13 protein-coding genes are annotated in these 26,944 nt (G+C 66.0%); 3 read left to right on the top strand and 10 right to left on the bottom strand.

Annotation, left to right across the window (positions count from 1 at the left end):
• Nucleotides 1–13: 13 nt before the first annotated feature.
• On the bottom strand, nucleotides 14–3,940 hold the full coding sequence (locus tag ACYDAT_RS07185; RefSeq protein ID WP_461449247.1) for a GH36-type glycosyl hydrolase domain-containing protein: 3,927 nt from the start codon (nucleotides 3,938–3,940) through the stop codon (nucleotides 14–16).
• 554 nt (nucleotides 3,941–4,494) lie between these two features.
• Here ACYDAT_RS07185 and ACYDAT_RS07180 point away from each other — a divergent pair.
• On the top strand, nucleotides 4,495–5,814 hold the full coding sequence (locus tag ACYDAT_RS07180) for a glucoamylase family protein (RefSeq protein WP_461449245.1): 1,320 nt from the start codon (nucleotides 4,495–4,497) through the stop codon (nucleotides 5,812–5,814).
• Complete coding sequence (locus ACYDAT_RS07175; protein WP_461449243.1) at nucleotides 5,814–7,337, top strand: mercuric reductase; 1,524 nt, start codon at nucleotides 5,814–5,816, stop codon at nucleotides 7,335–7,337. The genes ACYDAT_RS07180 and ACYDAT_RS07175 overlap by 1 nt, the downstream gene beginning before the upstream one ends.
• A 174-nt stretch (nucleotides 7,338–7,511) precedes the next feature.
• On the opposite strand, the gene tkt is transcribed toward ACYDAT_RS07175, so the two are convergent.
• From tkt to ACYDAT_RS07130, 9 genes are all read right to left on the bottom strand, one after another.
• Nucleotides 7,512–9,560: a transketolase gene (gene tkt / locus ACYDAT_RS07170; protein WP_461449241.1), complete on the bottom strand. Its 2,049-nt coding sequence runs from the start codon at nucleotides 9,558–9,560 to the stop codon at nucleotides 7,512–7,514.
• A gap of 109 nt (nucleotides 9,561–9,669) precedes the next feature.
• Entirely contained in the window at nucleotides 9,670–12,087 is a 2,418-nt protein-coding gene (locus tag ACYDAT_RS07165; protein ID WP_461449239.1) for a phosphoketolase family protein, read from the bottom strand.
• 68 nt (nucleotides 12,088–12,155) lie between these two features.
• On the bottom strand, nucleotides 12,156–12,278 hold the full coding sequence (locus ACYDAT_RS07160) for a hypothetical protein (protein ID WP_461449237.1): 123 nt from the start codon (nucleotides 12,276–12,278) through the stop codon (nucleotides 12,156–12,158).
• Nucleotides 12,279–12,321: 43 nt separating this feature from the next.
• Complete coding sequence (pgm, locus tag ACYDAT_RS07155) at nucleotides 12,322–13,971, bottom strand: phosphoglucomutase (alpha-D-glucose-1,6-bisphosphate-dependent) (RefSeq protein WP_461449294.1); 1,650 nt, start codon at nucleotides 13,969–13,971, stop codon at nucleotides 12,322–12,324.
• A 250-nt stretch (nucleotides 13,972–14,221) separates the two neighbouring features.
• Complete coding sequence (locus ACYDAT_RS07150; protein ID WP_461449235.1) at nucleotides 14,222–14,959, bottom strand: HAD family hydrolase; 738 nt, start codon at nucleotides 14,957–14,959, stop codon at nucleotides 14,222–14,224.
• Nucleotides 14,960–15,100: 141 nt separating this feature from the next.
• Nucleotides 15,101–23,761: a GH36-type glycosyl hydrolase domain-containing protein gene (locus ACYDAT_RS07145; RefSeq protein WP_461449233.1), complete on the bottom strand. Its 8,661-nt coding sequence runs from the start codon at nucleotides 23,759–23,761 to the stop codon at nucleotides 15,101–15,103.
• A 525-nt stretch (nucleotides 23,762–24,286) separates the two neighbouring features.
• Nucleotides 24,287–24,739 (bottom strand): hypothetical protein, encoded by a 453-nt coding sequence (locus tag ACYDAT_RS07140; RefSeq protein WP_461449231.1) that lies wholly within the window; start codon nucleotides 24,737–24,739, stop codon nucleotides 24,287–24,289.
• Nucleotides 24,740–24,952: 213 nt separating this feature from the next.
• Nucleotides 24,953–25,408 carry a hypothetical protein gene (locus ACYDAT_RS07135; RefSeq protein ID WP_461449229.1) on the bottom strand — a complete coding sequence of 152 codons (456 nt, stop codon included), beginning with the start codon at nucleotides 25,406–25,408 and terminating at the stop codon, nucleotides 24,953–24,955.
• A 125-nt stretch (nucleotides 25,409–25,533) separates the two neighbouring features.
• Nucleotides 25,534–25,725 carry a hypothetical protein gene (locus ACYDAT_RS07130; protein WP_461439607.1) on the bottom strand — a complete coding sequence of 64 codons (192 nt, stop codon included), beginning with the start codon at nucleotides 25,723–25,725 and terminating at the stop codon, nucleotides 25,534–25,536.
• A 493-nt stretch (nucleotides 25,726–26,218) separates the two neighbouring features.
• Here ACYDAT_RS07130 and ACYDAT_RS07125 point away from each other — a divergent pair, with 493 nt between their 5' ends.
• Nucleotides 26,219–26,938 carry a Crp/Fnr family transcriptional regulator gene (locus ACYDAT_RS07125; RefSeq protein ID WP_461449227.1) on the top strand — a complete coding sequence of 240 codons (720 nt, stop codon included), beginning with the start codon at nucleotides 26,219–26,221 and terminating at the stop codon, nucleotides 26,936–26,938.
• The last annotated feature ends 6 nt before the right edge of the window (nucleotides 26,939–26,944 follow it).

Below are 26,944 nucleotides of genomic sequence, written 5' to 3'. Positions count from 1 at the left end.
CGCGGGCAGGCAGCTATCCAAGCACGATGCGAACGCGGTGCGTGCGCGCGTCCTCGAGCAGAGGAATCCGCGCTGCATCGCGCGCGCTTATGGCTTGTTCGACACCGTCGAGTTCCACGCGGATGACGCCGCGATGCACGCTGGCTGGATTCTCCACGGTGATTTCGTAAGGGGTGACGATGCCCTGTTTGCCGCGATGCCGATACACGATGTCGTAGCGTGGCCAGGATTTTGGAATGCAGGGGCTGAGCCGCAGATGGTCGCCCTGCGGCTGGAATCCCAGGATGGCCTCCAGTCCGGCGCGATACAGCCAGCCGGCCGAGCCGCTGTACCAGGTCCAGCCGCCGCGCCCGACATACGGCGCCACCGCATAGACGTCGGCGCAGGCCACGTAAGGTTCGACCTGGTAGCACGCCACCGCGTCTGGGGTGTCGCTGTGACGGATGGGGTTGAGGATGTCGAACAGTTCGCCGGCACGATCGCCTTGCCCGAGCAGCGCGCAGGCGAAAATCGACCAGGTTGCACCATGCGTGTATTGGCCGCCGTTTTCGCGAATGCCGGGCGGATAGCCCTTGATGTAGCCGGGGTTCAAGGGTGTGCGATCGAACGGCGGCGCGAACAGCAGCGCGATCCTGTCGTCGTGAAGGACCAGGTATTTCTCCACCGCCGCCATGGCTCGTGCGGCATGGCCGGGATCGGCTGCGCCGGAGATCAGGCTCCACGATTGCGCGATGGTGTCGATCCTGCATTCCTCGCTCAGATGCGAGCCGAGTGGTGTGCCATCGTCGTAATAGCCGCGCCGATACCACGCGCCATCCCAGCCCGCCGTGCCTTCAAGTGCAACCTGCAACGCCGTGGCGTAGGTGCGCCAGTAGGCGGCGCGCGCAGATTCGCCGCGCGCATCGGCCCATGGCGCGCAGGCCTTGATCGTGGCCAGCAGAAACCACGCCAGCCAGACACTTTCGCCGCGGCCCTGCGCACCCACGTTGTTCATGCCGTCATTCCAGTCGCCGGTGCCGATCAAGGGCAGGCCGTGAGCACCCAGGGTCAGGCTGGAATCGATCGCCCGCGCGGCATGCTCATACAGGCTGCCCTGCTCGCTGGCGATGCCCGGCTGATAAAACGCATCGGCAGCGCCTTCCTTGATCGCGGCGCCATCGAGGAAAGGCACATTCTCGTCCAGCACGGCGGCGTCGGCAGTCACCGCGACGTAATGGGCGGCGACATACGCCAGCCAGATGCGGTCGTCGCTGATCCGCGTGCGGATACCCTGCCCGGATGGCGGCAGCCACCAGTGCTGCACATCCCCCTGGATGAATTGGCGCGCCGCCGCCCGCAGCAAATGCGCGCGCGCGATATCGGGACGGGCGACGCACAGCGCCATCACATCCTGCAGCTGATCGCGAAAGCCATAGGCGCCGCTGGCCTGGTAGTAAGCCGTGCGCGCCCACACCCGGCAGCCCAGTGTCTGGTACAGCAGCCAATCGTTGAGAAGAATGTCCATCGCGCGATCCGGCGTGCGCACCTGCACGGTGTCGAGCACCGCGTCCCATTGCGCACGCACCTCGCGCAGAACGGCGTCGAGATCGGCCGTGCGATATTTCCCGATCAGCGCCTGCGCTTCGGCGCGCGACGCGGCATCGCCGAGCATGAACACGATTTCGATCCGTTCGCCAGGCGCCAGCACGATGGAGGCCTGCAGCGCACCGCAGGGATCCAGCCCGGCACCGACGCATCCCGACAACGGGATGCCACCGGTCAGCGCGGCCGGACGCTCGACGGCGCCATGACGACCGAGAAACTCCAGCCGGTCGCCGGTGCATGAGCGCTGCCGGCCGCCGAGGTCGATGAAAGCCACGCGTTCGCCGAACTCGGCGCGCCACGCATTGCGTGCGCACAGCGCGCCGGTTTCCGCATCGCGCGAGGTGGCCACGAACGGCGCCGGCACCGTGCCATTCGCACCCAGTGCCCATTCGACATAGCCGGTGATCGACACATGCCGCGTGCGCGCGGAACAGTTGCGCAGAGACAGTCGCGACAGCTTGACGGGATCCGTTGGCGGCACGAATTGCAGCAGCGCCACATCGATGCCATGCGCAGCGTGCGTGAAGCGGCTCCAGCCCTTGCCGTGCTGGACGCTGTAGGTCGCCGCCGGCACACGGATCGGCAGCGCCGTGGCGCTCCACAATTCGCCGCTGTCCTCATCGCGCAGGTACAGCACTTCATGCGGCGTGTCGCTGACCGGATCATTGGGCCACGGCGTCAGCGGGTTCTGCTGGCTGTTGAGCGACCATGTGTAACCACCGCCCTCGGCCGAAACCAGGAACCCGAAGCCGGGGTTGGCGATCACATTGATCCACGGCACCGGCGTGTAGCGATCGCCGTCGAGCGTGATGGCATAGGCGCGGCCGGACTCGATGAAACCACCCGTGCCGTTGTCGAACTCGCGTGGCGTGTGCGTGATCGGCGGCGCGGATACCGCATCGTTGGCTGCCGCTTGCGACGTGGGTGAATGATGCCTGGCCGTTGGGACCGACGCCGCAGGATCGACGGCGCGATCCCACGACGCGGGGTCCGGCAGTCCAGCCGCTGCATCGAGCACGACGCGTGCGACGGTGGCCAGACCGGAGCGCAACGCATCGGAAAGGGTGCTGTCGCGCAGTGCGAATACCGCGACGGGCACGGCATCGAGTTCTGCCTTCAAGCAGGCGTTCTGTGCCTGTGCCCGTTCGTTCAGCGCTGCCTGCAGCGGGTCGCCGCCACTGCCGGCGGTGTTGAGCAACACGACATCGACCCCCAGCCGTTTCGATTGCCAGTAGCGCTGCGCCAGCAGCACCTCGTGCACCCGCGCCAGCCCGGATTCGCTGGCAATACGCAGCAGCACGAGGGGACGGTCGCCGGAAATGTCGCAGCCCCACAGCACGGGCGCCCCGCCGCTGCCGCGCTCCAGCACCTCGGCGGGCGCCCGCAATCTGCTGTCGGCATACAGCAGCGCACTGGCAAGATGTCCAAAACGCTCGGCCTGCACGGCATCGATACCAAGACGTGCCTGTTCCGCGATGGCATGGGCCATGGATCCGGCAAGCACCTGCGCGCAGGCGCCGCCGGCGCGCAACGGTTGCACCAGCGCGAGCACGGCAGCACGCGAGTCGGCCAGCGCGGTCCAAAACGCCACCCGCACGCTGGCACCGGGCGCGACGCGCACTCGCCGGCGCAGGCTGAAGACCGGATCCAGCACGCAGCCGCTGCTGTTCGACAGTGACGAGCCGGCCTGCATCGCCCGCGCATGGCGCAGCGTGCGACCGCGGCCGAGGAAACGCATGCGATCGGTTTCAAACTCGCAGGTGCCCGCGTCATGCGCCTCGACCACCGCCACATGCGCGGCCCACACCTCGGCCTCGGCCGGTGCGCGCCGCCGCCGCGTCGCCAGCAGGATCCTGTCCTGCTCCACCCATTCGGTCTGCACGAACATCTTGGAAAATGCCGGATGGGCCGCATCGGCTGCGGCCGGCCCGAGCACCAGTTCCGCATACGAGGTCAGTGTGATCTCGCGCGGACCTTCACCGTGATTGGCGAGCGTAACGCGGCGCAATTCAACATCGCGATCGCTGGCGACCGCCACATCGAGCGTGGTGGTCAGCATGCCGTGGCGCTGCGTGATGCCGACGTGACCGTCGGACAGCGTGGCCGTATAGACGTCTGCCTCGATGCCGCATGGCTGCGGTCCTGCCGACCAGACCTTGCCGCTCTCCTCGTCGCGCAGCAGCAGGTAGCTGCCCCAGCCGTCGCCGACGGGATCCTCACGCCAGCGGGTGACGGCGAAGTCGCGCCAATTGCTGTAGCCCGAGCCAGCGGCATTCAACATCACCGAATAGCGGCCATTCGACAACAACTGCACCCGCAGTGCGGCGCCGGTGGGTGATGGTGGGCAAGACGACATAAGGCTGCACCTGATTAGCCATGGGACACATCCATGTGGAGCCCCTCTCCCTCCGGGATGGGGGTGAGGGTTGAACGCAAACGCTCACATGCGTCGGCCCCTCACCCGGCCCTATGGGCCACCCTCTCCCGGTGGGAGAGGGATTGCATCCGGCTTGTTTGCTGCGTCGCGCTCCGCCCATCGGAGGATGCAGCGACTGTGCATTGTGGGCAGTCAGGAGGCTGCATGGCTCCTGCGTGCGATCGGTGCTGATCTGCTGTGCACTGCGGATCTCCGAGCATACGACTGCACCCCTGCAATGTCGCGTAAAACCGGTACCCGGTTCAGGCAGCCGGAGTAGCATGAAGCCGACTGTCGAGCATCCTGCAGATTTTCCTCCCGCATTCTGCGCACATCACATGTGCACCCATCGCAGCATCAATGCGCGATGACAGACAGGCCATCTGTGTGCGCTCCGCTGTCTTGTTGCGCAACGCGCAACAGGTTGCGATCGACTTGCCGTGCATATCAGAGAGGTCCATCGCCACGTAGTGGCCGTACCCGGAACCCATTCGATGACGCCGATACCCCCGCTCACGGACGAAGCGCTGCTTGATCAGATGCAGCGCGCCGCATTCGGCTACTTCCTGCAGACCGTGAACCCGCGCAATGGACTGGTGGCCGACACTTCGCGTGACAACTCGCCCGTCAGCATCGCGGTGGTCGGCTTCGCGCTGTCGTCGTACCCGGTGGCGGTGGAACGCGGCTGGATGGGGCGTGCCGATGCGGTCCAACGCAGTCTCGCCGCGCTGCGTTTCTTCCGCGACAGTGATCAGAGCGGCAGCCCCACGGCGACCGGCTGCAAGGGCTTCTACTATCACTTCCTCGACATCCGCACGGGCGCCCGCGTCTGGCAATCGGAGCTGTCGATGATCGATACCGCGCTGCTGATCGCCGGCGCGCTGACCGCGAGCCTGTATTTCACGGCGGAATCGGCCGACGAGATCGAGTTGCGTGAAGTGGCCGACTTTCTGTATCGCCGCATCGACTGGCGCTGGGCACAGGATGACGGCGACACGATCCGGCAAGGCTGGAAACCCGAATGCGGTTTCCTGCACTACGGCTGGGAAGGCTACAGCGAAGCGATCCTGCTGTACGTGCTGGCCATGGGTTCGCCCACGCACCCGATCGTGGGTGATTGCTACCAGGCCTGGACCGCCACCTACCAGTGGGAAAACCTGTACGACCACGACTATCTCTATGCGGGGCCGCTGTTCGTGCATCATTTCTCGCATGCCTGGATCGATTTTCGCGGCATCCGCGACAGCTTCATGCGTGAGAAACGCTCGGACTATTTCGAGAACAGCCGGCGCGCGGTGCTGATCCAGCGCGAGTATGCCTGGCGCAACCCGCACGAATTCGCCGGCTACGATCAAAACTGCTGGGGTCTGTCGGCCTGCGATGGTCCCAGCGATGAGCAGCCGGGTGTATGCAGCGAAACGCGACGCCTGTTCGGTTACGCCGCTCGTGGCGTGCCGTTCGGGCCGGACGACGGCACCCTGTCCGCTCCGTCCGTACTGGCGTCGCTGCCGTTTGCACCCGAGATGGTTCTCGACGCCGTGCGCAACATGATGGCGCGCTATCCGGAGATTTTGCGCGAAGGGCGTTTTTCCAGCGGTTTCAACCCGACGCTCACCGACACCAACGGACGTGCCTGGGTTTCCGCGGGGCACTACGGGCTCGATCAGGGCATCGTGCTCATGATGATCGAAAATCATCGCACCCGGTGGGTCTGGCGGCTGATGCGTGGTTGCCCCTACATCAGGAGCGGTTTGCACCATGCCGGATTCCGCGGCGGCTGGCTTCAGCACCCCCCCATCCATGGAGCACGCTGATGCCGCAGAAGAACGACTCATCGCTCACCACACCGCAGGATGCGTATGAGCGCGGGCGCCTTGCCAATGTGCATCCTGCCGCGTGGAGCAACCCTAAACCTGCCGACTGCTATCAGCTGGTCATCGTCGGTGCCGGCCCGGCAGGCCTTGTCGCCGCGGAAACGGCCGCCGCGCTCGGCGCCAAAGTGGCACTGATCGAACATCATCTGATCGGCGGCGGTTGTCTGAATATCGGTTGCGTACCGTCGAAGGCGATCATCCGCACATCGCGGCTGTATGCCGAAATGCGCGACGCCCAACGCTATGGCGCCCAGACACCGGACGCTATCCGTGTCGACTTTGCCGCCGTGATGGAGCGCGTGCGGCGTATCCGTACCCACCTCAGCAGCGACGATTCGGTCCGCCGACTGGCCGCGATCGGCGTGGATGTGTTCTTCGGCGAGGCACGCTTTGCGGGGACCGACACGTTGACCGTCGACGGGAAAAAGCTGTGCTTCAGGAAAGCCCTGATCACGACCGGCGCGCGACCGAATGTTCCATCGATTCCTGGCCTCCGTGAGGCCGGCTACCTGACCAACGAGAACGTGTTCGACCTGACCGAGCTGCCACGCCGCCTGCTGGCGATCGGCGGCGGCCCGCTTGGCTGCGAACTGGTCCAGGCCTTCCACCGACTGGGTGCGCAATCCTCCATCGTGCAGGACATGCCCCTGTTTCTTGGCGGAGAAGAACGCGACGCCGCGCAGATTCTCTCGGATGCGTTTGCGCGCGACGGCATCGAGGTACGGCTGAATACCACGGTCGTCGCCGTGCGCGTGCAGGATGGACAGAAACTGGTCGATCTGGTCAGCGACGATTACCGGAACACGATCGCGGTCGATGCGATTCTCACCAGCATCGGCCATGCGCCGAATGTCCAAGGGCTGAACCTGGAAGCTGCCGGCGTCGACTACGATGCCAGCGACGGCATCCGTGTCGATGATTTTCTGTGCACCAGCAATCCGCATATCTATGCCGCCGGAGACGTATGCCTGGAGCACAAGTACACCCATACCGCGACGGCCTCGGCGCGCATCGTGGTACAGAACGCGCTGTTCCGCGGCCGCGAGCGATTGAGCACGCTGGTCATCCCGTGGTGCATCTTCACCGATCCGGAAATCGCCCACGTCGGCCTGTATGTGCGGGAGGCCAACCGGCAGGGCATCCCGGTGAAGACCTTCACCATCCCGATGCACGAAATCGACCGTGCGGTGACCGACAGCGAAGAGGGAGGCTTCGTGAAAATCCACGTCAGAGAGCGGACGGACCGGATCCTCGGCGCCACCATCGTTGCCCGCCATGCGGGTGACATGATCAACGAGATCACCCTGGCAATGGTGGCGGGCATCGGCCTGCGCACCCTTGCCCGGGTCATTCATGCCTACCCCACGCAGGCCGAGGCGATCCGCAGCGCGGCCGATGCCTACAGTCGCACGCGCCTGACTCCACGGGTCCGATCGCGACTGCGCAACTGGCTGGCGCGATGACGGGCTGCCATGCCTGTGTCTGCCAAGTCATGCCGGCCTCTCCTGGCGCGCGCAGTGACGCTTGGGTACAGGCGTCGAACAAGCCCGTCGCGTGCAGGCCGGTCTGCGCCGGGCTGATGACTCTTGAGTCAGCCCACAAAATCGTGACGGACCGGATCGGCAATTCCGTTGCCGCTAGGCCAGCAGCGCCTTGGCGCGCGCGCAAACGTTGTCGACGGTGAAGCCATACTCACGCAGCAGGACTTCGGCCGGCGCCGAAGCGCCGAAGCGTTCCACACCGAGCATGTCGCCGCGCGCGCCGGTGTAGCGATCCCAGCCTTGCGGCACACCCATCTCGACCGCGAGCCGCGCGCTGACCGCGGGCGGCAGCACCGCATCGCGTTCGGCTTGCGGCAAAGCCTCGAACAGTTCCCAGCTCGGCATCGAGACGCAGCGCACGGCGATGCCCTGCTCTTGCAGGCGCTCCGCCGCCGCCACGATCAGGCCGACTTCGGAACCGCTGGCGAGCAGAATCAGTTCGGGCATGGTGGCGTTCGGCGCATCGCTCAGCACATAGGCACCACGGCGCAATCCATCCGCCGCGGCGTAGCGGCTGCGATCGAGCGTGGGTAGATCCTGCCGGGTCAACACCAGCACGACCGGGCGGTCACGCGTTTCCAACGCGACACGCCAGGCGACCGCCGTTTCATTGGCGTCAGCAGGGCGGATCACGACGAGATTCGGAACCGCGCGCAGGTTTGCCAGTTGCTCCACCGGCTGATGGGTGGGGCCGTCCTCGCCGAGCGCGATGCTGTCGTGGGTGAATACATGCACGACGTGCAATCCCATCAATGCGGCCAGCCGGATCGGCGGGCGCATGTAATCGGAGAAGATCAGAAAGGTCGAGCCATAGGGAATGAACCCTCCGTGCGCGGCGAGGCCGTTGACGATCGCGCCCATCGCATGTTCGCGCACGCCGAAGTGCAGGTTGCGCCCTTCGTGGCTCCAGCCGCCGCCATCGGAGCCCTGTTCGTCCTCGCGCTTCGAGGGCGGCGGATTGAAGTCGCCGAGGCCCTTCAAGGCGGTTTTCGTCGACGGGTCGAGGTCGGCCGAGCCGCCGGCCAGCGCAGGCAGCCTGGGCGCAATGGCGTTCATCACCTTGCCGGAGGCCTCGCGCGTGGCGAGGCCCTTGGCATCGGCGCGGAATACCGGGATGTCCGCGTCCCAGCCCGGCGGCAGTTCGCCTTGCAACCGATGCTGCAGTTCCTCGAACAGATCCGGAAACGCCTGGGCGTAGGCGCTCATGCGCTTGTTCCAAGCCGCTTCGTCCTGTGCGCCACGTTCGACCGCTACGCGGAAATGCGCCAGCGCCGCGTCCGGTATCAGGAAATCCGGCGCGGTCGGCCAACCCAGATTTTGCTTGGTCTTGCGCACATCGTCCGCGCCCAGCGGTGATCCGTGCGCCTTGAAGCTGTCCTGCTCGGGCGAGCCGTAGCCGATATGCGTGCGTATCAGGATCAGCGACGGTCGTGCGGTCTCGGCGCGCGCCGCCTGCAGCGCGGCATCGATCGCGGTGACGTCGTTGCCGTCCGCCACCGATAGCGTGTGCCAGCCATAGGCCTCGAAGCGGCGCGCACGATCCTCGCTGAACGTGATGGCGGTGCCGGCGGCCAGGGTGACGCCGTTGTCATCGTACAGGCAGGTGAGCTTGCCCAGCTTGAGATGGCCGGCCAGCGAAGCCGACTCGGAGGCCACGCCTTCCATCAGGTCGCCGTCGCTGACGATGGCATAGGTGTGGTGATCGATGACCGCGTGCTCAGGGCGGTTGTAGCGCGCAGCCAACTGCGCCTCGGCGATGGCCATGCCGACTGCATTGGCCATGCCCTGCCCGAGCGGCCCGGTGGTGACCTCCACACCGGGCGTGTGTCCGCGCTCGGGATGCCCCGGCGTCTTGCTGCCCCATTGGCGGAACTGGCGGATGTCATCCAGGGAAAGATCGTAACCGGTCAGATGCAGCAGGCTGTAGAGCAGCGCCGAAGCGTGCCCGGCCGAGAGCACGAAGCGGTCGCGATTGACCCACTGCGGGTTGCGCGGGTTGTATCGGAGCCAGCGCATCCACAGCACCCAAGCCATCGGCGCGGCGCCGAGCGGCATGCCCGGATGCCCGCTGTTGGCCTTCTGCACCATGTCCACCGACAGGAAGCGGATGGTGTTGATGTATTGCTGATCGAGTTCGCTGGACATGGCTGTTTCCTGGTGGAGTGGAACTTGCCTGAGGAGTGAGCGTGCGAGGACGTGCGGATCCAGGTCATTGTTCGCATGCCGATGACCATGGTCCATTCGGCATGCGGTTTCATGGCGGCGTCCTCGCGGGTATCCACAAGCGCTGGCGTGGCCATTGCGGATGGCTCCACGTCCAGTTGCGGATCTCCGGAAGATCCTGGCCGTGCCTGTCGATGTATTGCCTGTGCTCGATCAACTTGTCCTTGAGTTGCTGCTTCAGGTACACGCCTTGGTCGCCGGTCTGCGGCAGGCGATCGATGCTGTCCATCACCAGATGGAAGCGGTCGAGCTCGTTCAGCACGGTCATGTCGAAGGGCGTGGTGACGGTGCCTTCTTCCTTGTAGCCGCGGACGTGGATGTTGTCGTGGTTGGTGCGGCGATAGGTCAACCGGTGGATCAGCCACGGATAGGCGTGAAAGGCGAAGATCACCGGCTTGTCGCGGGTGAACAGCGCGTCGAAATCGGTGTCGCCGAGACCATGCGGGTGCTCGCTCTGCGGTTGCAGGCGCATCAGATCGACGACGTTGACCACGCGGATTTTCAGCGCGGGCAAATGCTCGCGCAGGATCGAGACGGCAGCGAGCGTCTCCAGTGTGGGCACGTCGCCACAGCAGGCCATGACCAGATCCGGTGATGCCACGCTCTGGTCGTTGCTCGCCCACTGCCAGATGCCGATGCCCTGGGCGCAATGCTTGACGGCGGCCTCCATCGTCAGCCACTGCGGCGCGGGGTGCTTGCCCGCGATCACCACGTTGACGTAGTGACGGCTGCGCAGGCAGTGGTCCATCACCGACAGCAGACAGTTCGCATCCGGGGGCAGGTAGACCCGCACCACCTCGGCCTTCTTGTTCACCACGTGATCGATGAAGCCGGGATCCTGGTGGGTGAAGCCGTTGTGGTCCTGCCGCCACACGTGCGAGGCGAGCAGGTAGTTCAGCGAGGCGATCCTGCGCCGCCACGGCAGGCCTGCGGTGACCTTGAGCCACTTGGCGTGCTGATTGAACATCGAGTCGACGATGTGGATGAACGCCTCGTAGCAGTTGAACAGGCCATGCCGCCCGGTCAGCAGGTAGCCCTCCAGCCAGCCCTCGCACTGGTGTTCGCTGAGCATCTCCATCACCCGGCCGCTGGGTGCCAGCCACTCGTCATTGGCAACGGCGGCGGCGTCCCACTGGCGTTCGGTCACGTCAAACAGTGCCTCGAGGCCGTTGGAGAGCGTCTCGTCCGGGCCGAACACGCGGAAGTTGCGCCGTGCGTCGTTGAGCCTGGCCACATCCCGCAGAAAGTGCCCGAGCACGTGGGTGTCGCCGATGCCGGGCGCGCCCGGCACCGGCACGGCGCAGGCATAGTCGCGGAAATCCGGCATGCGCAGATCGCGCAGCAGAATGCCGCCGTTGGCGTGCGGATTGGCGCCCATGCGACGCGCGCCCTTTGGCGCCAGCTCGGCCAGTTCCGGGTGCAACCGACCGTGCGCGTCGAACAGTTCCTCGGGCCGGTAACTCTTGAGCCAGTCTTCCAACTGCCTGAGATGTTCCGGCGGCGCCGTGGCCGATATGGCGATGGGCACTTGATGCGCCCGGAAAGTGCCCTCGATCTGCAGCCCATCGACGACCTTCGGCCCGGTCCAGCCCTTGGGCGACTTCAGCACGATCATCGGCCAGCGCGGCCGGGGGAACTTGCCGCGCTCGCGGGCGTCGTGCTGGATCGCCTTGATCTGTTCCACCGCCGTGTCGAGTGCGGTCGCCATTGCCTCGTGCATCAAGGCTGGCTCATCACCCGCGACGAAGATCGGCGTCCAGCCATAGCCGCGCAGCAACTGTTCCAGTTCCTCGTGAGTGATGCGGGCAAGCACCGTCGGGTTGGAAATCTTGTAGCCGTTCAGATGCAGGATCGGCAGTACCGCGCCGTCGGTCGCCGCATCGAGAAACTTGTTGGAATGCCACGCCGTGGCCAGCGGCCCGGTTTCGGCCTCGCCATCGCCGATGACGCAGGCGACGATCAGATCGGGATTGTCGAACACCGCCCCGAACGAATGGCTGAGTGAATAGCCCAGTTCACCGCCCTCGTGGATCGAGCCCGGGCATTCCGGCGAGGCGTGACTGGGAATGCCGCCGGGAAAGGAAAACTGCTTGAACAGCTTTTGCAGCCCGACCTCATCCTGGCTGATGTCGGGATAAATCTCGCTGTAGGTCCCCTCCAGATAGGTGTTGCCCACGACGGCCGGGCCGCCGTGACCGGGGCCGGAGACGTAAATCATGTCCAGGTCGTATTTCTTGATGACCCGGTTCAGGTGCACGTAGATGAAATTCTGCCCCGGCGTCGTGCCCCAGTGCCCCAGCAGCATGTGCTTGATGTCGCCGAGCACCAGTGGTCGCTGCAACAGCGGATTGTCGCAGAGGAAAATCTGCCCGACCGCCAGATAGTTGGCGGCGCGCCAATACGCATCCACCCGCCGCAGCAAGTCGGGCGTGAGCGCGGGGGTTTTCATGGGTCAGGTTTCCTGCATTGGATCCGAAATCGAGGACGCGGGCAGCGGGACGCGTGATCACCAGGACATCATCGCTGCGGGTGCGTTGCACGGACATGCATCCAGCGCTCGCCGAAATCTGCAGACCGGAAATGCGGTGCATTCCATGCGTCATCGAGCGCGACGCTCAGGAAACCAAGGCTGGCGTACATGATCAAACTCAATGTGGGTGAATCGCCAGCGTGAGTCTGTGCGCTACCGAGCAGTCAGTGCGGTATCGACGATGCTCTGCGCCTCCTGCAGGATCGATTGCAGGTGCGCCTGGTCCTTGAAGCTCTCCGCGTAGATCTTGTAGATGTCTTCGGTGCCGGAGGGGCGTGCGGCAAACCAGCCGCTGGCGGCGGTCACCTTGATGCCGCCGATCGCTGCGTTGTTGCCCGGCGCATGATCGAGCACGCTTGCGATCTTCTCGCCGGCCAGCTCGGTGCTCTGCACCTGCTGCGGCGAAAGCTTCGCCAGCCGGGTTTTCTGCTCGGCGGTCGCCGGCGCCTCGACGCGATCAGCCGCCGACTCGCCCAGTTCGCGCGCGAGGTCGCGATACAGCTCGCCGGGATCGCGGCCACTGCGCGCGGTGATCTCCGCCGACAGCAGTGCCGGCACGATGCCGTCCTTGTCGGTGGTCCACACCGCGCCGTCCCGGCGCAGGAACGACGCGCCGGCGCTTTCCTCGCCGCCAAAACCGAGCGCGCCGTCGAACAGGCCGTCGACGAACCACTTGAAGCCGACCGGCACCTCGTAAAGTTTGCGTCCCAGCCGCTTCGCCACCCGATCGATCAGTGCCGTGCTGACCACGGTCTTGCCGATCGCGGCGGTCCGGGTCCACTGTGGCCGCTGCTGGAACAGATAGTCGATCAGCACCGCGAGGTAATGATTCGGCACCAGCAATCCGCTGCGGGTCACGATGCCGTGACGATCGTGGTCGGTGTCGCAGGCGAAGGCCACGTCGTAACGGTCCTTCACGCCGATCAGTCGTTGCATCGCATACGACGACGACGGATCCATGCGGATCTTGCCGTCCCAGTCCAGCGTCATGAAGCGGAAGGTCGGATCGACTTCCGCGCTGATCACGGTAAGGTCGAGCCGGTAGCGCTCCGCGATCGGCGCCCAGTAATGCACGCCGGCGCCGCCGAGCGGGTCGACGCCCATGTGGATGCCGGCGCCGCGGATCGCATCGAAATCGATCATGTGACCGAGATCGCTCACGTAGGCGTCGAGAAAATCGTGCTCGCGCGTCGTGGCCGCGCGCCGCGCCTGCGCGAACGGCATGCGTCGCACCGCCTTGAGGCCGTCGGTGAGCAGCGCATTGGCGCGATCCTGGATGCCGCCGGTGATGTCGGTATCGGCCGGGCCGCCGTTGGGCGGGTTGTACTTGAAGCCGCCGTTATCGGGCGGATTGTGCGAGGGCGTGATGACGATGCCGTCGGCCAGCCCCGAGCTGCGGCCGCGGTTGTGAGTCAGGATCGCGTGCGAGACCGCCGGCGTCGGCGTGAATTCGCCGCCCTTGGCGATCCTCGTTTCCACGCCGTTGGCGGCCAGCACCTCCAGCGCGCTCTCGAACGCCGGCTGCGACAGCGCATGCGTATCAAAACCGATGTACAGCGGGCCATCGATGCCCTTGTTCTTGCGGTATTCGCAGATCGCCTGACTGATCGCCAGCACATGCCATGCGTTGAAGCTGCGCGCGAACGAGCTGCCGCGGTGTCCGGAGGTGCCGAAGGCGACGCGCTGCGCCGGCACCGCGGGATCGGGGCGCAGGTCGGCATAGGCGGCGAGCAGTTTCGACACATCGACCAGCAGCGACTGCGGGGCCGGTTTGCCGGCGAGTGGGCTGATCGTCGTGCTCATGCGCGTGTCTCCCGCGGCCGGCGATGACGCCGGATCAGCGCTGGATACTCTGGCCTGCATCTGCGCGCGGATGTCGAGGTCCGCGACATTGCGCCGCTGAGCGCGCTCTCGAAGCGGGTTGGTCTGCAGGTCGGGCCGGTGATCGACAAATTCTCGAACCAACGATGCAGGGCGCCGTTGTCGAGCAACCCGTGGGTGATGTGGTTCGGCCACGGACTCTGGCCGATTTTGTGCAATGGTCGGGGTGGTTTCATGGCTGCTCCGGGGAAGATTCCCGCACCGTCCGCTCATGCGCTGCGCCCGCGGCGCGGCTGACCGTGACGCCATGCAAATCGCGCAGCGCGAGATCGCACAAGTCGCCAATGTGTTTGACGATCACATCGGGCGCGGGGTCGATCGCGATGCGCGCAGATGCGACGGCGTAATGCCCCTGACGCACAAAGACGGTGGTCAAGCGGTCGCGCAGCGCGCGTTTCATTGCGGCCAGCAATTGCGGCTTGTCGTCGATCATCACGTAGTGCCTGGCCGCAAAGTGCCGCTCGATCACATCGAGCATGCGTTCCTTGTGCAGATAGACCAAGACCCGGCCAGCGACCGCATCCCACAGGCCGGAGCGCTGGATCTTGCGCGGCTGGAACACGATGTCGCCATCCGAGAGAATCACCGCGGTACCCATCGTGCGCAGATGTCGGATCGCATCGAGCGCGCGTGGATACAGTCGTTCCATGAAGGGATAGTCCAGCAGGAAGGCCGACATCCGCAGCAGTGCCGGTTCGTCATCACTGCCGGCGCGGAACCCCTGCAACGCGCCCAGATAGTCGGCGTAGCCGAGTTGGTCGCGCAGCCCGGCATAGATCGACCAGTAGCGCTCGCGCTGCGTCCTGCCGAAGTCATGATCGAGCCGTGCCGTGAGGTCGGCAGCAAAGCGATCGTTGTCGAGCAGGGTGTTGTCGACGTCGAGCAGAAACACGACGCGGGGTACGGTCATGGTGGTTTATGCACTCCTGCGTTGCTGAAAAATGCGTCTTCCTGCTCGATACCGAAGCGCCGGGCCGATCAGCAAGGATGGCATTGCTTCTGGGCAATGCATGGACACCTCGGCACGCTGCGACGTCATATTGGCCCGAACCTAGGTTCCGGAGCGGTGCCGGATCTCGACCCGATGTTCCAGACCATCGTCGATCAGCACGATGCTCTGCTGCTCCTGAACCGCGCCATCCAGGCTGAGCTGGCCGCCGCCGTCGAGGTCGTCCGTCTGCAGCACGGTGATGCGATAAATCGTGTCGCGATAACGATAATCCAGCCCGAATGAACGCCAGTCGGCAGGCAGCACCGGCGCGAGGCGCAGATGCTCGCCTTCCCGTCGCAGGCCGAGCAGCGACTCCACGATCAGCCGATACATCCAACCCGCCGAGCCGGTGTACCAGCTCCAGCCGCCACGACCCTCATGCGGCGGGGCGGCGTAGACATCGGCCGCCACCACGTACGGTTCGATCTTGTAGATGTCGATGTCGGCGGCGCTCTGGCCGTGGTTGACCGGGTTGATCATGCGCAGCAGACCCCACGCGCGCGCGCTATCGCCCAGTTCGGCGAACGCCATCGCCGCCCAGATCGCCGCGTGCGTGTACTGGCCGCCGTTCTCGCGCACGCCGGGCACATAGCCCTTGATGTAACCGGGATCGAGCGCGGAGTGATCGAACGGCGGGGCGAGCAATTGCACCAGCCCGGCGTCGCGCCGCACCAGACGCTGGTCGAGCGCGTGCATCGCCTGTTGCTGACGGCCTGCGTCGGCGGCGCCGGACAGCACCGACCAGCTCTGCGCGATCGAGTCGATCCGGCATTCCGCGCCGCTGGCCGAGCCCAGCGGCGTGCCGTCGTCGAAATAGGCGCGGCGGTACCAGGCGCCGTCCCAGCCGTGTTGGTCGAGGCTGGCACGTAGCGCGGCGGCAGTAGCTTCGCAGCGTATGGCGAATGCCGGGTCGTCGTGCCCATGCGCCAGCGGGACGAAGCGCAACAGCACCTCGTGCAGAAAGAAGCCGAGCCAGACGCTTTCCCCACGGCCCTGGTTGCCGACGCGGTTCATGCCGTCGTTCCAGTCGCCGCTGCCCATCAGCGGCAGTCCGTGCGCGCCGCGCGGCATGCTGTGTTCGATGGCGCGCACGCAATGCAGGTACAGGGTTTCGCGCAGTTCCGAGCGTGTGGGCCGGTCGTAATAGGCCTCTTCATCGGGGCTGACGCGGCGGCCTTCCAGATAGTGCGTGGTCTCACTGAGCACGCTGTGGTCCCCGGTGATGTGCACGTAGCGGCTGGTGGCCAGCGGCAACCACAGGTAATCGTCGGAGCAACGGGTACGCACGCCGCGATCCAGCGGCGGATGCCACCAGTGCTGCACATCGCCATCGCTGAACTGGTGCGCCGCGCACAGCAACAGGTGTTGGCGCACGACATCGGGCTGGGCGTGGATCATGGCCATGGCGTCCTGCAACTGGTCACGGAAGCCGATGGCGCCGCCCGACTGGTAGTAGCCGCTGCGCGCCAGAAAGCGGCAGGCGATGACCTGGTACATCAGCCAGCCGTTGACCAGCACGTCGACGGCCGGGTCGGGCGTGCGCACCTGCACCGCGCCCAGCGTGGTGCGCCAGTGTTTGCGCACCGCGTCGAGCGTGGTGGCCGCAGTGCCCAGGCCGCGGCAGCGCTGCACCAGCTCGCTCGCCGCCTTGGCGCTGCCAGCCACGCCCAGGCGAAAGATGATCTCGCGCGCGTCGCCATCGCCCAGATCGAAGGCGATTTGAATGGCGGCACAAGGGTCCAGCCCCGCGCCCACCTGGCCCGACAGACGCGCGTTCGCCATCGCCGCCGGGGCGCGCAGGCTGCCATTGCGGCCGAGAAATTCGCTGCGGTCACCACTGACGCTGCGCGCCGGGTTGTCGACGTCGAAGAACGCCACCCGGCCGGCGAACTCCATGTTGTAGGCATTGCGCGCGAACAGCGCGCCGGTGATCGGATCGGACTCGGACACCACGTGCATGGCGGTCTTCTCGCGCAAGTCGCCGAGCACCCATTCGACATAACCGGTGGCCGACAAGCGGCGTGTACGCCCGGATGTATTGCGCACCTTGAGCACCGAGAACTTGACCGCCGCGTCCCGCGCCACATACACCCACAGCTCGGTGCTGATGCCGTCTTCGCTGTGCTCGAACACGCAGTAGCCAAAGCCGTGGCGGGTGCGATATGCGCCTTCGCCACGCCGCGGCAACGGCGTGGGCGACCAGTAGTGGCCGGTCTCTTCGTCGCGCAGGTACAGCGCTTCGCCGCTGGCGTCGGTGACCGGGTCGTTGTGCCAGGGCGTGAGGCGGAACTCGTGCGCGTTCTCGCCCCAGGTGTAGGCGCTGCCGCTCTCGGACACTACCGTGCCGAACTGGGCATTGGCCAGCACGTTCGCCCACGGCGCCGGCGTGGTCTGCCCGGCCGCCAGGGTGATCACATACTCGCGGCCATCGGCGCTGAAGCCGCCACAGGGATTGCCCAGCAGCAGGGCATCGGCTGGCGCGATCGCGGACTCGTCACCCAGGCGCCTGGGCTCCGCTGACCGCGTGCGGGTCGCAACGAAAGCTTCGGGCTGCTTCAGCGGGCGCCGGCGCCAGACCTGCTCGGCCAGCGTGCCGCGAGCATCGGTCAGCACCACGCGCGCGGCGGACTGCACCAGGACGCGGTCCTCGCTGGAGATCTGCTGCGCCGGGCGCACGAAGATGCCGCCGGGACGGTCGATCAGGCTGGCTTCGACGCCGGAAGCGATCAGACCCATGATCAGATCCTGCAACTGCTGGCGGTACCCGGCGTGGTCCTCGTTCCAGATCACCAGATCCACCGCCAATCCCTTCAGGCGCCAGTAGGCATGCGCCTGCACCAGTTGCCGCACCAGCTCGATATTGGCCGGGTCGGCGATGTGCAGCAGCACGATGGGCAGGTCGCCGGAGATGGCCTGCCCCCACAGCCCGGACTGCCCGCGCCGGTTGGCGCGCAGGATGCCGGCCTCGGCGCGCAGCGAGGCGTGGGCGTAGAGCAGGCACGCGGCCAGTTCCTCATAGAGCTGCGCGTCCGCCTGGCTGGCGTTGAGCTGACGCAGCATCACCTGGCTGTGGGTCCAGGCCAGGTCGAACACACGGTCGGCCAGGTGCCGGTCGCGGTATTTCTCGATCAGGTGCATGCAGGCCTCGCGGCTGTCGCCGACGCCGGTGACCAGATCCACCAGCGCCGACTGCTCGGGCTCGAGGGTGATGCGGCAGCGAATGGCGACGATCGGGTCGAGCACCGAGCCTTCGCTGTTCGAGAGGCTGCGATGGCGTTGGCTGAAGCTCCCCATGGCCAGGGGGTCGGCCACGCTGCGGCCGCGGCCGATGAAGCGGGCGCGATCGGTCTCGTAGGAGATTTCGTCGATGTGGGCATCGTGCACCGCCAGCAGATGGCACATCCACGGCACCGGCTCGGTGCTGGAGCGCGGGCGCCGCGAGCAGACGATGGCCTGCAGCGGCCGCACCAGCTCGGTCTGCACGAACAGCTTGCTGAACGCCGGATGCAGCGCATCGGCCAGCGCCGGGGCCAGCACCACCTCGGCATAGCTGGTGATCTCGATGCTGCGCCGGGCGCGGCTGCGGTTGGTCACGCGCATGCGCCGCAGCTCGATATCGTCTTCCGGCGACACCACGATTTCGGTGTGCGTGTCGAAGTCGTTCGCACGCACGCGGAACTCGGCGCGGGCGTCGGAAAAAATCGCCTCGTAGACCATGGGTTTCGCCGGCGTGGCTTGCGGCGTGGGCTGATGCGCGCCGGACCAGAACTCGCCGCTGCTGACATCGCGCAAATAACAGAACGTGCCCCAGTCGTCGCTGCTGATGTCCTCGCGCCAGCGCGTCACCGCCATGTCGCGGTGGCGGCTGTAGCCCCCGCCCGCGCTGCTCACCATGACGTGGTAGCGACCGTTCGACAGCAGTTGCACGGCGGGCCGCGCGCGGTCCGGGTCGGTGACGATACGCAGACTGGTTTCGATCGTGCGTGCCAGCGCCTGCGGCGCCTGTGCCGCCGAGGCATGGCGGTACTCGGTGGCGGTTTTCGGCACCCGTTCCTGCAGCAGCAGCAGGGTGGCGCGCAGGCTGGGATCGGATTCGAAACGCCGCTGCATCGGCCGTTGCTGCAACAGATGATCGAGCGCCAGCAAACTCATGCCCTGGTGATGCGCCATGAACGAGCGCACCACCGCCGCGCTCTGTCCGCGCGGCAGACGCGCCGGGGTGTAGTCCACCGCTTCGTACAACCCATAGCGCCCTTCCACACCGGCAACGGCCAGGCGCTGCAGATTGGCGCAGGCGGCGGCTGGCGCCACCATCAGCGCCAGCGCGGAGGCGTAAGGTGCCACCACCCGCTCTTCGCTCAACCCGCGCTTGAGGCCCAGCCCGGGCACGCCGAAGGCGCGGTACTGGTAATTGAAGTGCGTGTCCTGCGTGTTGTAGCCGGACTCGGAAACGCCCCAGGGCAACCCCAGTTGCTGGCCGTATTCGATCTGCCGCGCCACCGCCGCGCGGCAGGTCTGGTCGAGCAGCGTGCCGGCGTAGTTGGGCATCACCAGCAGGGGCATGAGGTACTCGAACATCGAACCGGACCAGGACAGCAGCACCGGCTCGCCGCCGCTGCTGGTGAGCAGGCGGCCGAGCGCAAACCAACTGTCCTGCGGCAGTTGCTCCTGTGCAATCGCGACATAGTTGGTAAGCCGCGCTTCCGAGGCCAGCAGGTCGTAGAAGCCGGCGTCGAGCCGACGCTCATCGACGTCGTAGCCAATCGACAGCAGGTCGCGCTGGCTGTCGTAGAGAAAGCCGTAGTCCATCAGCGCCAGCGCACCGGCCTGTTGCGCCAGTCGCTCGATGGTCTGGATCAGTACGGCGGCATGTTGTTGCGCGCTGTGGGCAGCGGCCTGGTCATGACGGTGATCGGTATCAGGCATGGATTGCGCGCTGCCATCGGCCAACTGGCGCAGGGTGGGGATGGGGCATGGCTCGGCTTGCGTCGCGGGCGGCGTCCATGCCGCAAACGGGCGCAGCGTGGCGCTGGCATCGCGGCATTGCTCGCGCAGCGCCTGCAGCCAGAGGTCGGTATCGCCGCCCAGTTCGGCATCAAGCGTTTCCACATCGTGCGGCTCGGCATCAAGCGGCACGGCTTCAGCGCAATCCAGCAGGTGTTGCATGCAGGCCGCCACGGCGGCCAGGGTTTGCGGGGGGCTGGCGCGCGCCGCGTCCAGTGCGCGGCGAAACGCATCCAGCGCGGTGGCGTCATCATCGCGGGCGAGCATGGCCTCATGCAGGAGCGCGAAGGTGTCGTCCAGACCTTGCAGCAGGCGCGCGTCGTACAGCGGCTCGTCCACCAGCGCCAGCAGTCCGGGGCGCAAGGTCAGCAGGTGACCGGCGAGATTGCCGCTGTCCACGGTAGAGATGTAGCGCGGTGCCAGCGGCTGCAGGCTGAGGGTGTCGTACCAGTTGAAGAAATGGCCGCGATAGCGCGGCAGATCCTGCATGGTTTGCAGGGTTTGCTCGGTGCGCAGCAGCAGCCGCCCGATGCCGAGGTAGCCGAGGTCGTAGGCCGCCAGATTCGCCAGCAGCGTCAGTCCCATATTGGTGGGCGAGGTGCGGTGCGCGATGACGGGCGCGGGCTGCTCCTGGAAATTGTCGGGCGGCAGCCCGTGGTCTTGCGCGCCGACATGGATTTCGAAAAACGCCCAGGTCTTGCGTGCCAGCCGGCGCAGGAAGCGCAGCGCCTCCGGCGTCGGCACGAATCCCTGCGTCGTCACCGGTTGGCTGATGCGCCAGGCGATGGCGGGCGACGCCAGCCACAGCAGCAGCAAGGGCGCGGCCACGAGCAGCGCGCCCGGCCGTTCCAATAGCAGCGCCAGCGCGGTCAGCAATGCCAGCGCCGGGCCGATCGCCATCGACTTGAACAATCCGGTCAGGGTGTCGCCACTGCCGCGTTCGACCTCTTTGGATGGGTTCCACTGCAGCAGCTTGCGGCGCGTAACCGCCAGGCGCCACAGCGTGCGCAGCACCGCGTCCACGCTGTACTGCGCCTCGTGCGGCAGCCACGCCAGGGTCAGCAGCACGCGCGCGGCCAGCTCGCCGCCGCCGCGCAATGCAGCGCGCAAATGCTGCCTGAGCCGCACATCGCGTGGCTTCTGGAACAAGTCCAATGGCACGGCCAGCAGCGGCGGCACGAACACCACGGCCAGCACCGCCAAGGTCCACGCCGCCATTTGCGCAATGGCGAACCAGCCGAGCAGCAGCAAGGCCAGCAGCGCGGCGGGCACCAGGCTGCGGCGCAGGTTGTCCAGAATCTTCCAGCGCGACAGCGCGGACAGCGGATTGCGCGCGCGCTTGCCACCCGGCGTGCGCGCCCACGGCAGCAGCCACGGCAGCAACTGCCAGTCGCCGCGAATCCAGCGGTAGCGGCGGCTCACATCGCTGCTGTAGCGCGATGGATAGTCCTCGTACAACTGCACGTCGCTGATCAGGCCCGAACGCGCGAAGCAGCCCTCGACCAGGTCGTGGCTGAGGATGCTGTTCTCGGCGAAGCGGCCGTCAAGGGCTTGCTCGAAGGCATCGACGTCGTAGATGCCCTTGCCGATGAACGAGCCTTCGCCGAACAGATCCTGATAGAGATCCGACACGGCGCGCGTGTAGGGATCGATGCCGGCGTCGCTGCCGAACAATTGCGCATAGGCCGAGCGCGCCGCGCTGGGCAGGCTGATGCCCACGCGTGGCTGCAGGATGGCGTGGCCCGCGCTGACGCGCCGCGTGGTGGCGTCAATCACGGGGCGATTGAGCGGATGCGCCATGGCGCCGATGAACTGGCGCGCGGCATCGCGCGGCAACTGCGTGTCGGTGTCCAGGGTGATGACGTACTTGACCTCGGACAACACCTCGGTGCGGCCGACGATCAGCAAGAAACGCGCAGGCCCGGCACCGCGCAGCAAGCCATTGAGCTCGGCCAGCTTGCCGCGTTTGCGCTCGTAGCCCATCCACAACTTGTCGACCTCGTTCCAGCGCCGTGGCCGGTGCAGCAGGAAAAAGCGGTCGGTCTGGGCATCGGGGTGGCGGATGTTGAGCGCATCGATGCGTTGCCTGGCCTGCAGCAGCAGTTCCGCATCCGACCCCAGTACCTCGCTTTGGGCATCGGCGAAATCAGTGAGCAGGGCGAAGTGCAGATGCGTGTCGCGGTTGGCCAGAAAGCGCACCTCCAGCGCATCCACCAATTCGTCCACGTCCTGCGCGCAAGTGAGCATGGCCGGAATCACCACCAGGGTGCGTGCCTGCGGCGGCAGACCGGTGGAAAAATCCAGCCGCGGCAGCATTTGCGGCAGCACCACGATGGAGGCCAGCCAGTTCACCAGGCTGATGGCGAGTTGGCTGCTGATCAGGATCACCGGTACGGCGATCACGGCCCAAGCCCAGCCCTGCAGGCCATCGCGCGACACGGTTTGCAGCAGCGGCCGCGCCAGCAAGGCCAGCAGCAGCACAATCAGGCCCGGATACCAGGTCAGCGGCGCGCGCTGTGCCAGCCGCCGCAAAGTGTTGACCGCCGCGCCGCGCGTGGCGACGCGCTGCTCCAGCGCCGCCAGTCCCTGGTCGACAAGGTAGTAGCCGACATGGTTTTGCACTGCTGACCGTGCGCTGTTCAGCGCGGCGTCCCGCGCGCCACCGCTGGCCAGCTCGATGGCGGCGCGCGCCACCTCGATTTCGCTGCGGGCGCCGCGCCGCGCCAGGCTCTCCACCACGTGGCGGTAGTGATCGCGGGTGACGAAATCCATCGCCGCATAGACCCCGGCCGGGTCCTGCCGCAGCACCTGCTCGACGTGGCTCATGGACTCGACGAACGTGCGCCAGTCCATGCTCGAGAGCATGCGCAAGCTGCCGATGCTGTTGCTGATCGACACCTGGTCGGCGGCCTGCTGCTGCGCCTCCAGTTGCACCAATCGTTCGATGCCGAGTCCGGATTCGGACAGCGCCTGCTCGATCCAGGTCAGTGCCAGCGCCAGCGCCGGCCCTTGTCCTTGCAGCCGTCGCGTCAACTCGGCAACAAAGGAACTGGCCATGGGCGGGTCCGAGCGCGCCATGTCGGCCACCGCGAGCACCACGCTCTTGGGGTCGCTCTCGGCGATCGCGGTCATGCGGTCGGCCCACTGGCCCGCCAGATTGCGGTCGTTCCAGTCCGCCATGACGCGCACCGCCACGCGGCGCAGGTTCTCGATCAAGCCCAGCCGCAGCATGATCGGAATGGCCCACAATTCACCCAGCTTGAGCGGTGTCACCGTCTGGTACGACGCCACGAAGCGGCTCAGGCTCTCGCCATCCACGCGGCCGTCGCCGTGGGCGATGGTTTCCAGCGCGATGTCATAGACGCGCGGCAACTTGGCCGACGGCCCGTTGAGCAGGCGCGGCAGCTCGCGGCTGTAGCCCTTGGGCAAGTCGCGCTGCGCGGTGCGGATCTGTTCCTCGATCAGGTAATCGTTGTCGAGCAACCATTCGGCTGCCGGCGTGATGCGGCGACTCTTGCGCACCGCCTGCGTGAGCATGGCACTGGCGTGCGCCAGCATGGCTTCGTTGTCCGCCAGCCGAGCCAGCAGGGAATTGGACAGCGCCCGCTCGGACGCACGATGCCTGTTGGCCAGCACCACGCCGTACAACTCCATCTGGTCAGCGCTGAGCAACTCGGAGCGCAGCGCGGGTTCGTGTTGAAGGTTGCGACGCAGCATGGATCTGTGGCGAACGATTGCTCTGAGGCGTTGAACGCTGAAGCGAGCGTGCCGTGTGCTGATTTCCAAATCCCGGATTCCTCGAGGATCGAGTGGGCCCTGGTCGATGCCATGGCGGCGCGGGCAATGACTGGTGTCGTATTCCGGCAGCGTACGCTCAATACCGAGTCAGGTGCCTCAACTCGGCTCTGCCGCAAGCCATCGCCGTGCGATGCCTACCCGCGCGGGCCTTGTCGCGACGCACCGAGAACACGGAACGAACAGCTCGCTGTTGCATGCCGGCGTCTGCCCATGGCAGCGTTCAAAGCCGGTAGCAGCCGACCTCATGATCAAGGGGGAAACCCCCGCTCTGCCGGGGCGACTCCAAAAAGTTTGACAGCTCCAGGAGTCTGCCTCATCCCGTGCTGCTGTGGGCTCTTGATCTCCACCGATTGCGAACAGGCCATTGCTTTGCGGGGCCGGCAATCGCAAAGCCCCCGGCTCTGCCGGAGGATACCTGCCTCGGCGCGCTGTCGCCGCAACCCATCAGTCGGGTTGCTGGTTGACCGCGTCGAGTCGCGCAACGGCCGCGCTCACATCCTGGTCGTGTATCGCCTGGGCGTTCTGCTCACATGCGGTCTGCGCATCGGCTGGCTGCATCGCGCACTTTTCCTGCGCGACCTTGAGGTTGCCCTCGATGCGTGCGATGGCGACGTTGTAATCCGCTTTGGCTTGCGCCTTGGCCTGGATCACCGTGGCCTTGTTGATAGAGTGATCGGCAGCGGCAGTCGCATTCGCGATTTTGATATTGGCATTCTGTTGCGCCGTTACCAGATTGCGGTTGGCGGCATCGACGGCGGGCTGCGCGGCCTGGCTCGCCTTGGCTACATCCGTCGCGCGATTGCGCGCGGCTTGATTCACGTCACTTTGCGTAGGCCTGCCACAGGCCGAAAGCGCGAGCGCCAATCCGATAACCAAAATCTTGGATGTGTTGTTCACAATCACTACCCTCTGAACAGAAATTCGATGCCGCCACGCAGGGCAGGCAAACGCTGCGTCGCAGCGAACCCCCGTGGTGCGATGTCGCGCCGGTGCGGGCTGCATGCGAGCGCGCCACCAGGATTCCGTGTCGCGCCCGATCTCGCTGGTGGCCCGGCCAGTAGCCGAGCCCTGCAAACCGACGATCGCGCACCGGTGGGGTAGCAGGCGGCTCTATCTGGCTCTGCTGATGGTGAACTTGCCGACGCTGATGCCCAGATCGACACCTTGGCCTGAACCCGCCAGCGCCAGCGAGACCGTGCCCTTGGTCAGGACTTGCGCGGAGCCTGATTTCACCAGACCGGCGTTGACTTCGCCCTGTGCGTACGAGCCCAGCACGTCGTCAATGGTATGCACGTCGGTGAAGGTGCCAACGCCATTGTCGATGCGTGACTTGCCAGCGGTGAGACCCACGCCTTGCGCGGTGATCTTCACGTGCATGGACGTTCCATTGGTGCAGGTCACCAGGCCGGTGCCCTCCACGTGCTTGTAGATGGCCGACCAACTGGTGGTGTTGAAGTGCATCTTGCAATCGAGCTTGGCCCCGGCGGCCGACGCGTACTGTGGAATCATCGCGCTGGCGGCGAACACGGTCAGCAAACCCAGTAACGGTAGATAACGTTTTGTCATGATCTGATCTCTGTGGCGGGGGGAATTCATCCCGCAGTGGCCCCGCGCAAGGCCCGAACAACCTCAGGCCTTGTGCGGGCATGCGGGGCGTGTAGCGGCGCAGCCGATACGGACCCAGGTCGAACTCAGCGACCGCCCGCGGGCGGAGCACTTTTCTCGAAGGCCTTCTGGCCGTCACGGTGCTTGTCAGCGCCGGACTTTTCGTGCTGCCCGGTCTCCTGCTTGTCGCGGTTGCCGGGCATCGCGGGTGCGGCTTCGTGCTTCTTGTCGTTGCCCGGGTTGGACTTGTAGGGTGCGTCGTGGTTTTGATTGCTCATTGCGTTGACTCCGTCGGGTGGACCCTCGTCGCGAGGGTGGGAAAGTCGCGATGACCACGGCACAGCGTTGTCGCTGCGTGCGATCAGCGCTCCATGGATTGAATGGGGGAGGAGCGTTGCATTGGAGATGTCGGAGCGCATCCATCCCGGACTTGCTCCGACGCGCCCAATCCGGCGCACTTCCCGCGTCGCTCCTGCTCTGCGGGAAGTCCGGTCGCGTGTCCATGCACGACCGTTTGGGGCGTTTGCCCCGTGCTCGACAGGCGCGATGTCGCGGCGCGTCCTGATTCCTGGCGCGCATCACCGTGGCGCCATCCGCATCGCCGCGAGTCCATGCGTCTGTGCTGACGCGTCGCTGCGATGTCACGATGCAGGTTGCGCTCGCGGCGCTGGCGCGTCTGTGCGATGACGTACACAGGGCGCGCCGGATAAATATTTACTGCTCGCATGGAACGGTCTAATCTGTCGCCGTTTCAAAACCGGGGAGGTGCCCATGCCTGCAGTGTCCGCGCTGATGAAGAATCAGCTTCTTGCGGTGCTGCCCGAACCGGAATTGGCGCGCTGGGTACCTTACCTGGAGCCGGTCGAGATGCCGCTGGGCGAAGTGCTCTACGAGCCCGGCAGCCACGTGACCCACGTGTACTTCCCGGCCACCGCGATCGTGTCGCTGCTGTATGTCATGGAGAACGGCGCCTCGGCGGAGATCGCCGTGGTGGGCAACGAGGGCGTCGTCGGCATTTCGCTGTTCATGGGCGGCGATTCGACCACCAGCCGCGCGGTCGTGCAAAGCGCCGGTACGGGCTTCCGGATCAACGCCCGCTTGCTGATGCTGGAGTTCACCCGCGGTGGCCCGGTGCTGCATCTGCTGCTGCGTTACACGCAGGCGCTGATCACGCAGATGGGGCAGACCGCCGTGTGCAACCGCCACCACTCGCTGGATCAGCAGTTATGCCGCTGGCTGCTGTTGAGCCTCGATCGACTGCAGTCCAGCAACCTGGTGATGACCCAGGAATTGATCGCCAACATGCTCGGCGTGCGTCGCGAGGGCGTGACCGAAGCAGCCGGCAAATTGCAGCAGGCCGGACTGATCAAGTACCAGCGTGGCCACATCACCGTGCTGGATCGGGCCGGGCTGGAGCGGCGCGTCTGCGAGTGCTACGCGGTGGTCAAGCATGAATACGAGCGGCTGCTGCCGAAGCAGCGCGCGACCTGAGCGCAG

The sequence above is a fragment of the Metallibacterium sp. genome (genome assembly GCF_054637675.1).
This window is presented reverse-complemented; position numbering and strand designations above follow the sequence as displayed.

What these genes read in the sequence shown, in the direction of transcription:
- ACYDAT_RS07185 (WP_461449247.1), bottom strand. Translation starts at nt 3,940, where the DNA reads ATGTCGTCTTGCCCACCATCACCCACCGGCGCCGCACTGCGGGTGCAG.
- ACYDAT_RS07180 (WP_461449245.1), top strand. Translation starts at nt 4,495, where the DNA reads ATGACGCCGATACCCCCGCTCACGGACGAAGCGCTGCTTGATCAGATG.
- ACYDAT_RS07175 (WP_461449243.1), top strand. Translation starts at nt 5,814, where the DNA reads ATGCCGCAGAAGAACGACTCATCGCTCACCACACCGCAGGATGCGTAT.
- tkt (WP_461449241.1), bottom strand. Translation starts at nt 9,560, where the DNA reads ATGTCCAGCGAACTCGATCAGCAATACATCAACACCATCCGCTTCCTG.
- ACYDAT_RS07165 (WP_461449239.1), bottom strand. Translation starts at nt 12,087, where the DNA reads ATGAAAACCCCCGCGCTCACGCCCGACTTGCTGCGGCGGGTGGATGCG.
- ACYDAT_RS07160 (WP_461449237.1), bottom strand. Translation starts at nt 12,278, where the DNA reads ATGTACGCCAGCCTTGGTTTCCTGAGCGTCGCGCTCGATGACGCATGG.
- pgm (WP_461449294.1), bottom strand. Translation starts at nt 13,971, where the DNA reads ATGAGCACGACGATCAGCCCACTCGCCGGCAAACCGGCCCCGCAGTCG.
- ACYDAT_RS07150 (WP_461449235.1), bottom strand. Translation starts at nt 14,959, where the DNA reads ATGACCGTACCCCGCGTCGTGTTTCTGCTCGACGTCGACAACACCCTG.
- ACYDAT_RS07145 (WP_461449233.1), bottom strand. Translation starts at nt 23,761, where the DNA reads ATGCTGCGTCGCAACCTTCAACACGAACCCGCGCTGCGCTCCGAGTTG.
- ACYDAT_RS07135 (WP_461449229.1), bottom strand. Translation starts at nt 25,408, where the DNA reads ATGACAAAACGTTATCTACCGTTACTGGGTTTGCTGACCGTGTTCGCC.
- ACYDAT_RS07130 (WP_461439607.1), bottom strand. Translation starts at nt 25,725, where the DNA reads ATGAGCAATCAAAACCACGACGCACCCTACAAGTCCAACCCGGGCAAC.
- ACYDAT_RS07125 (WP_461449227.1), top strand. Translation starts at nt 26,219, where the DNA reads ATGCCTGCAGTGTCCGCGCTGATGAAGAATCAGCTTCTTGCGGTGCTG.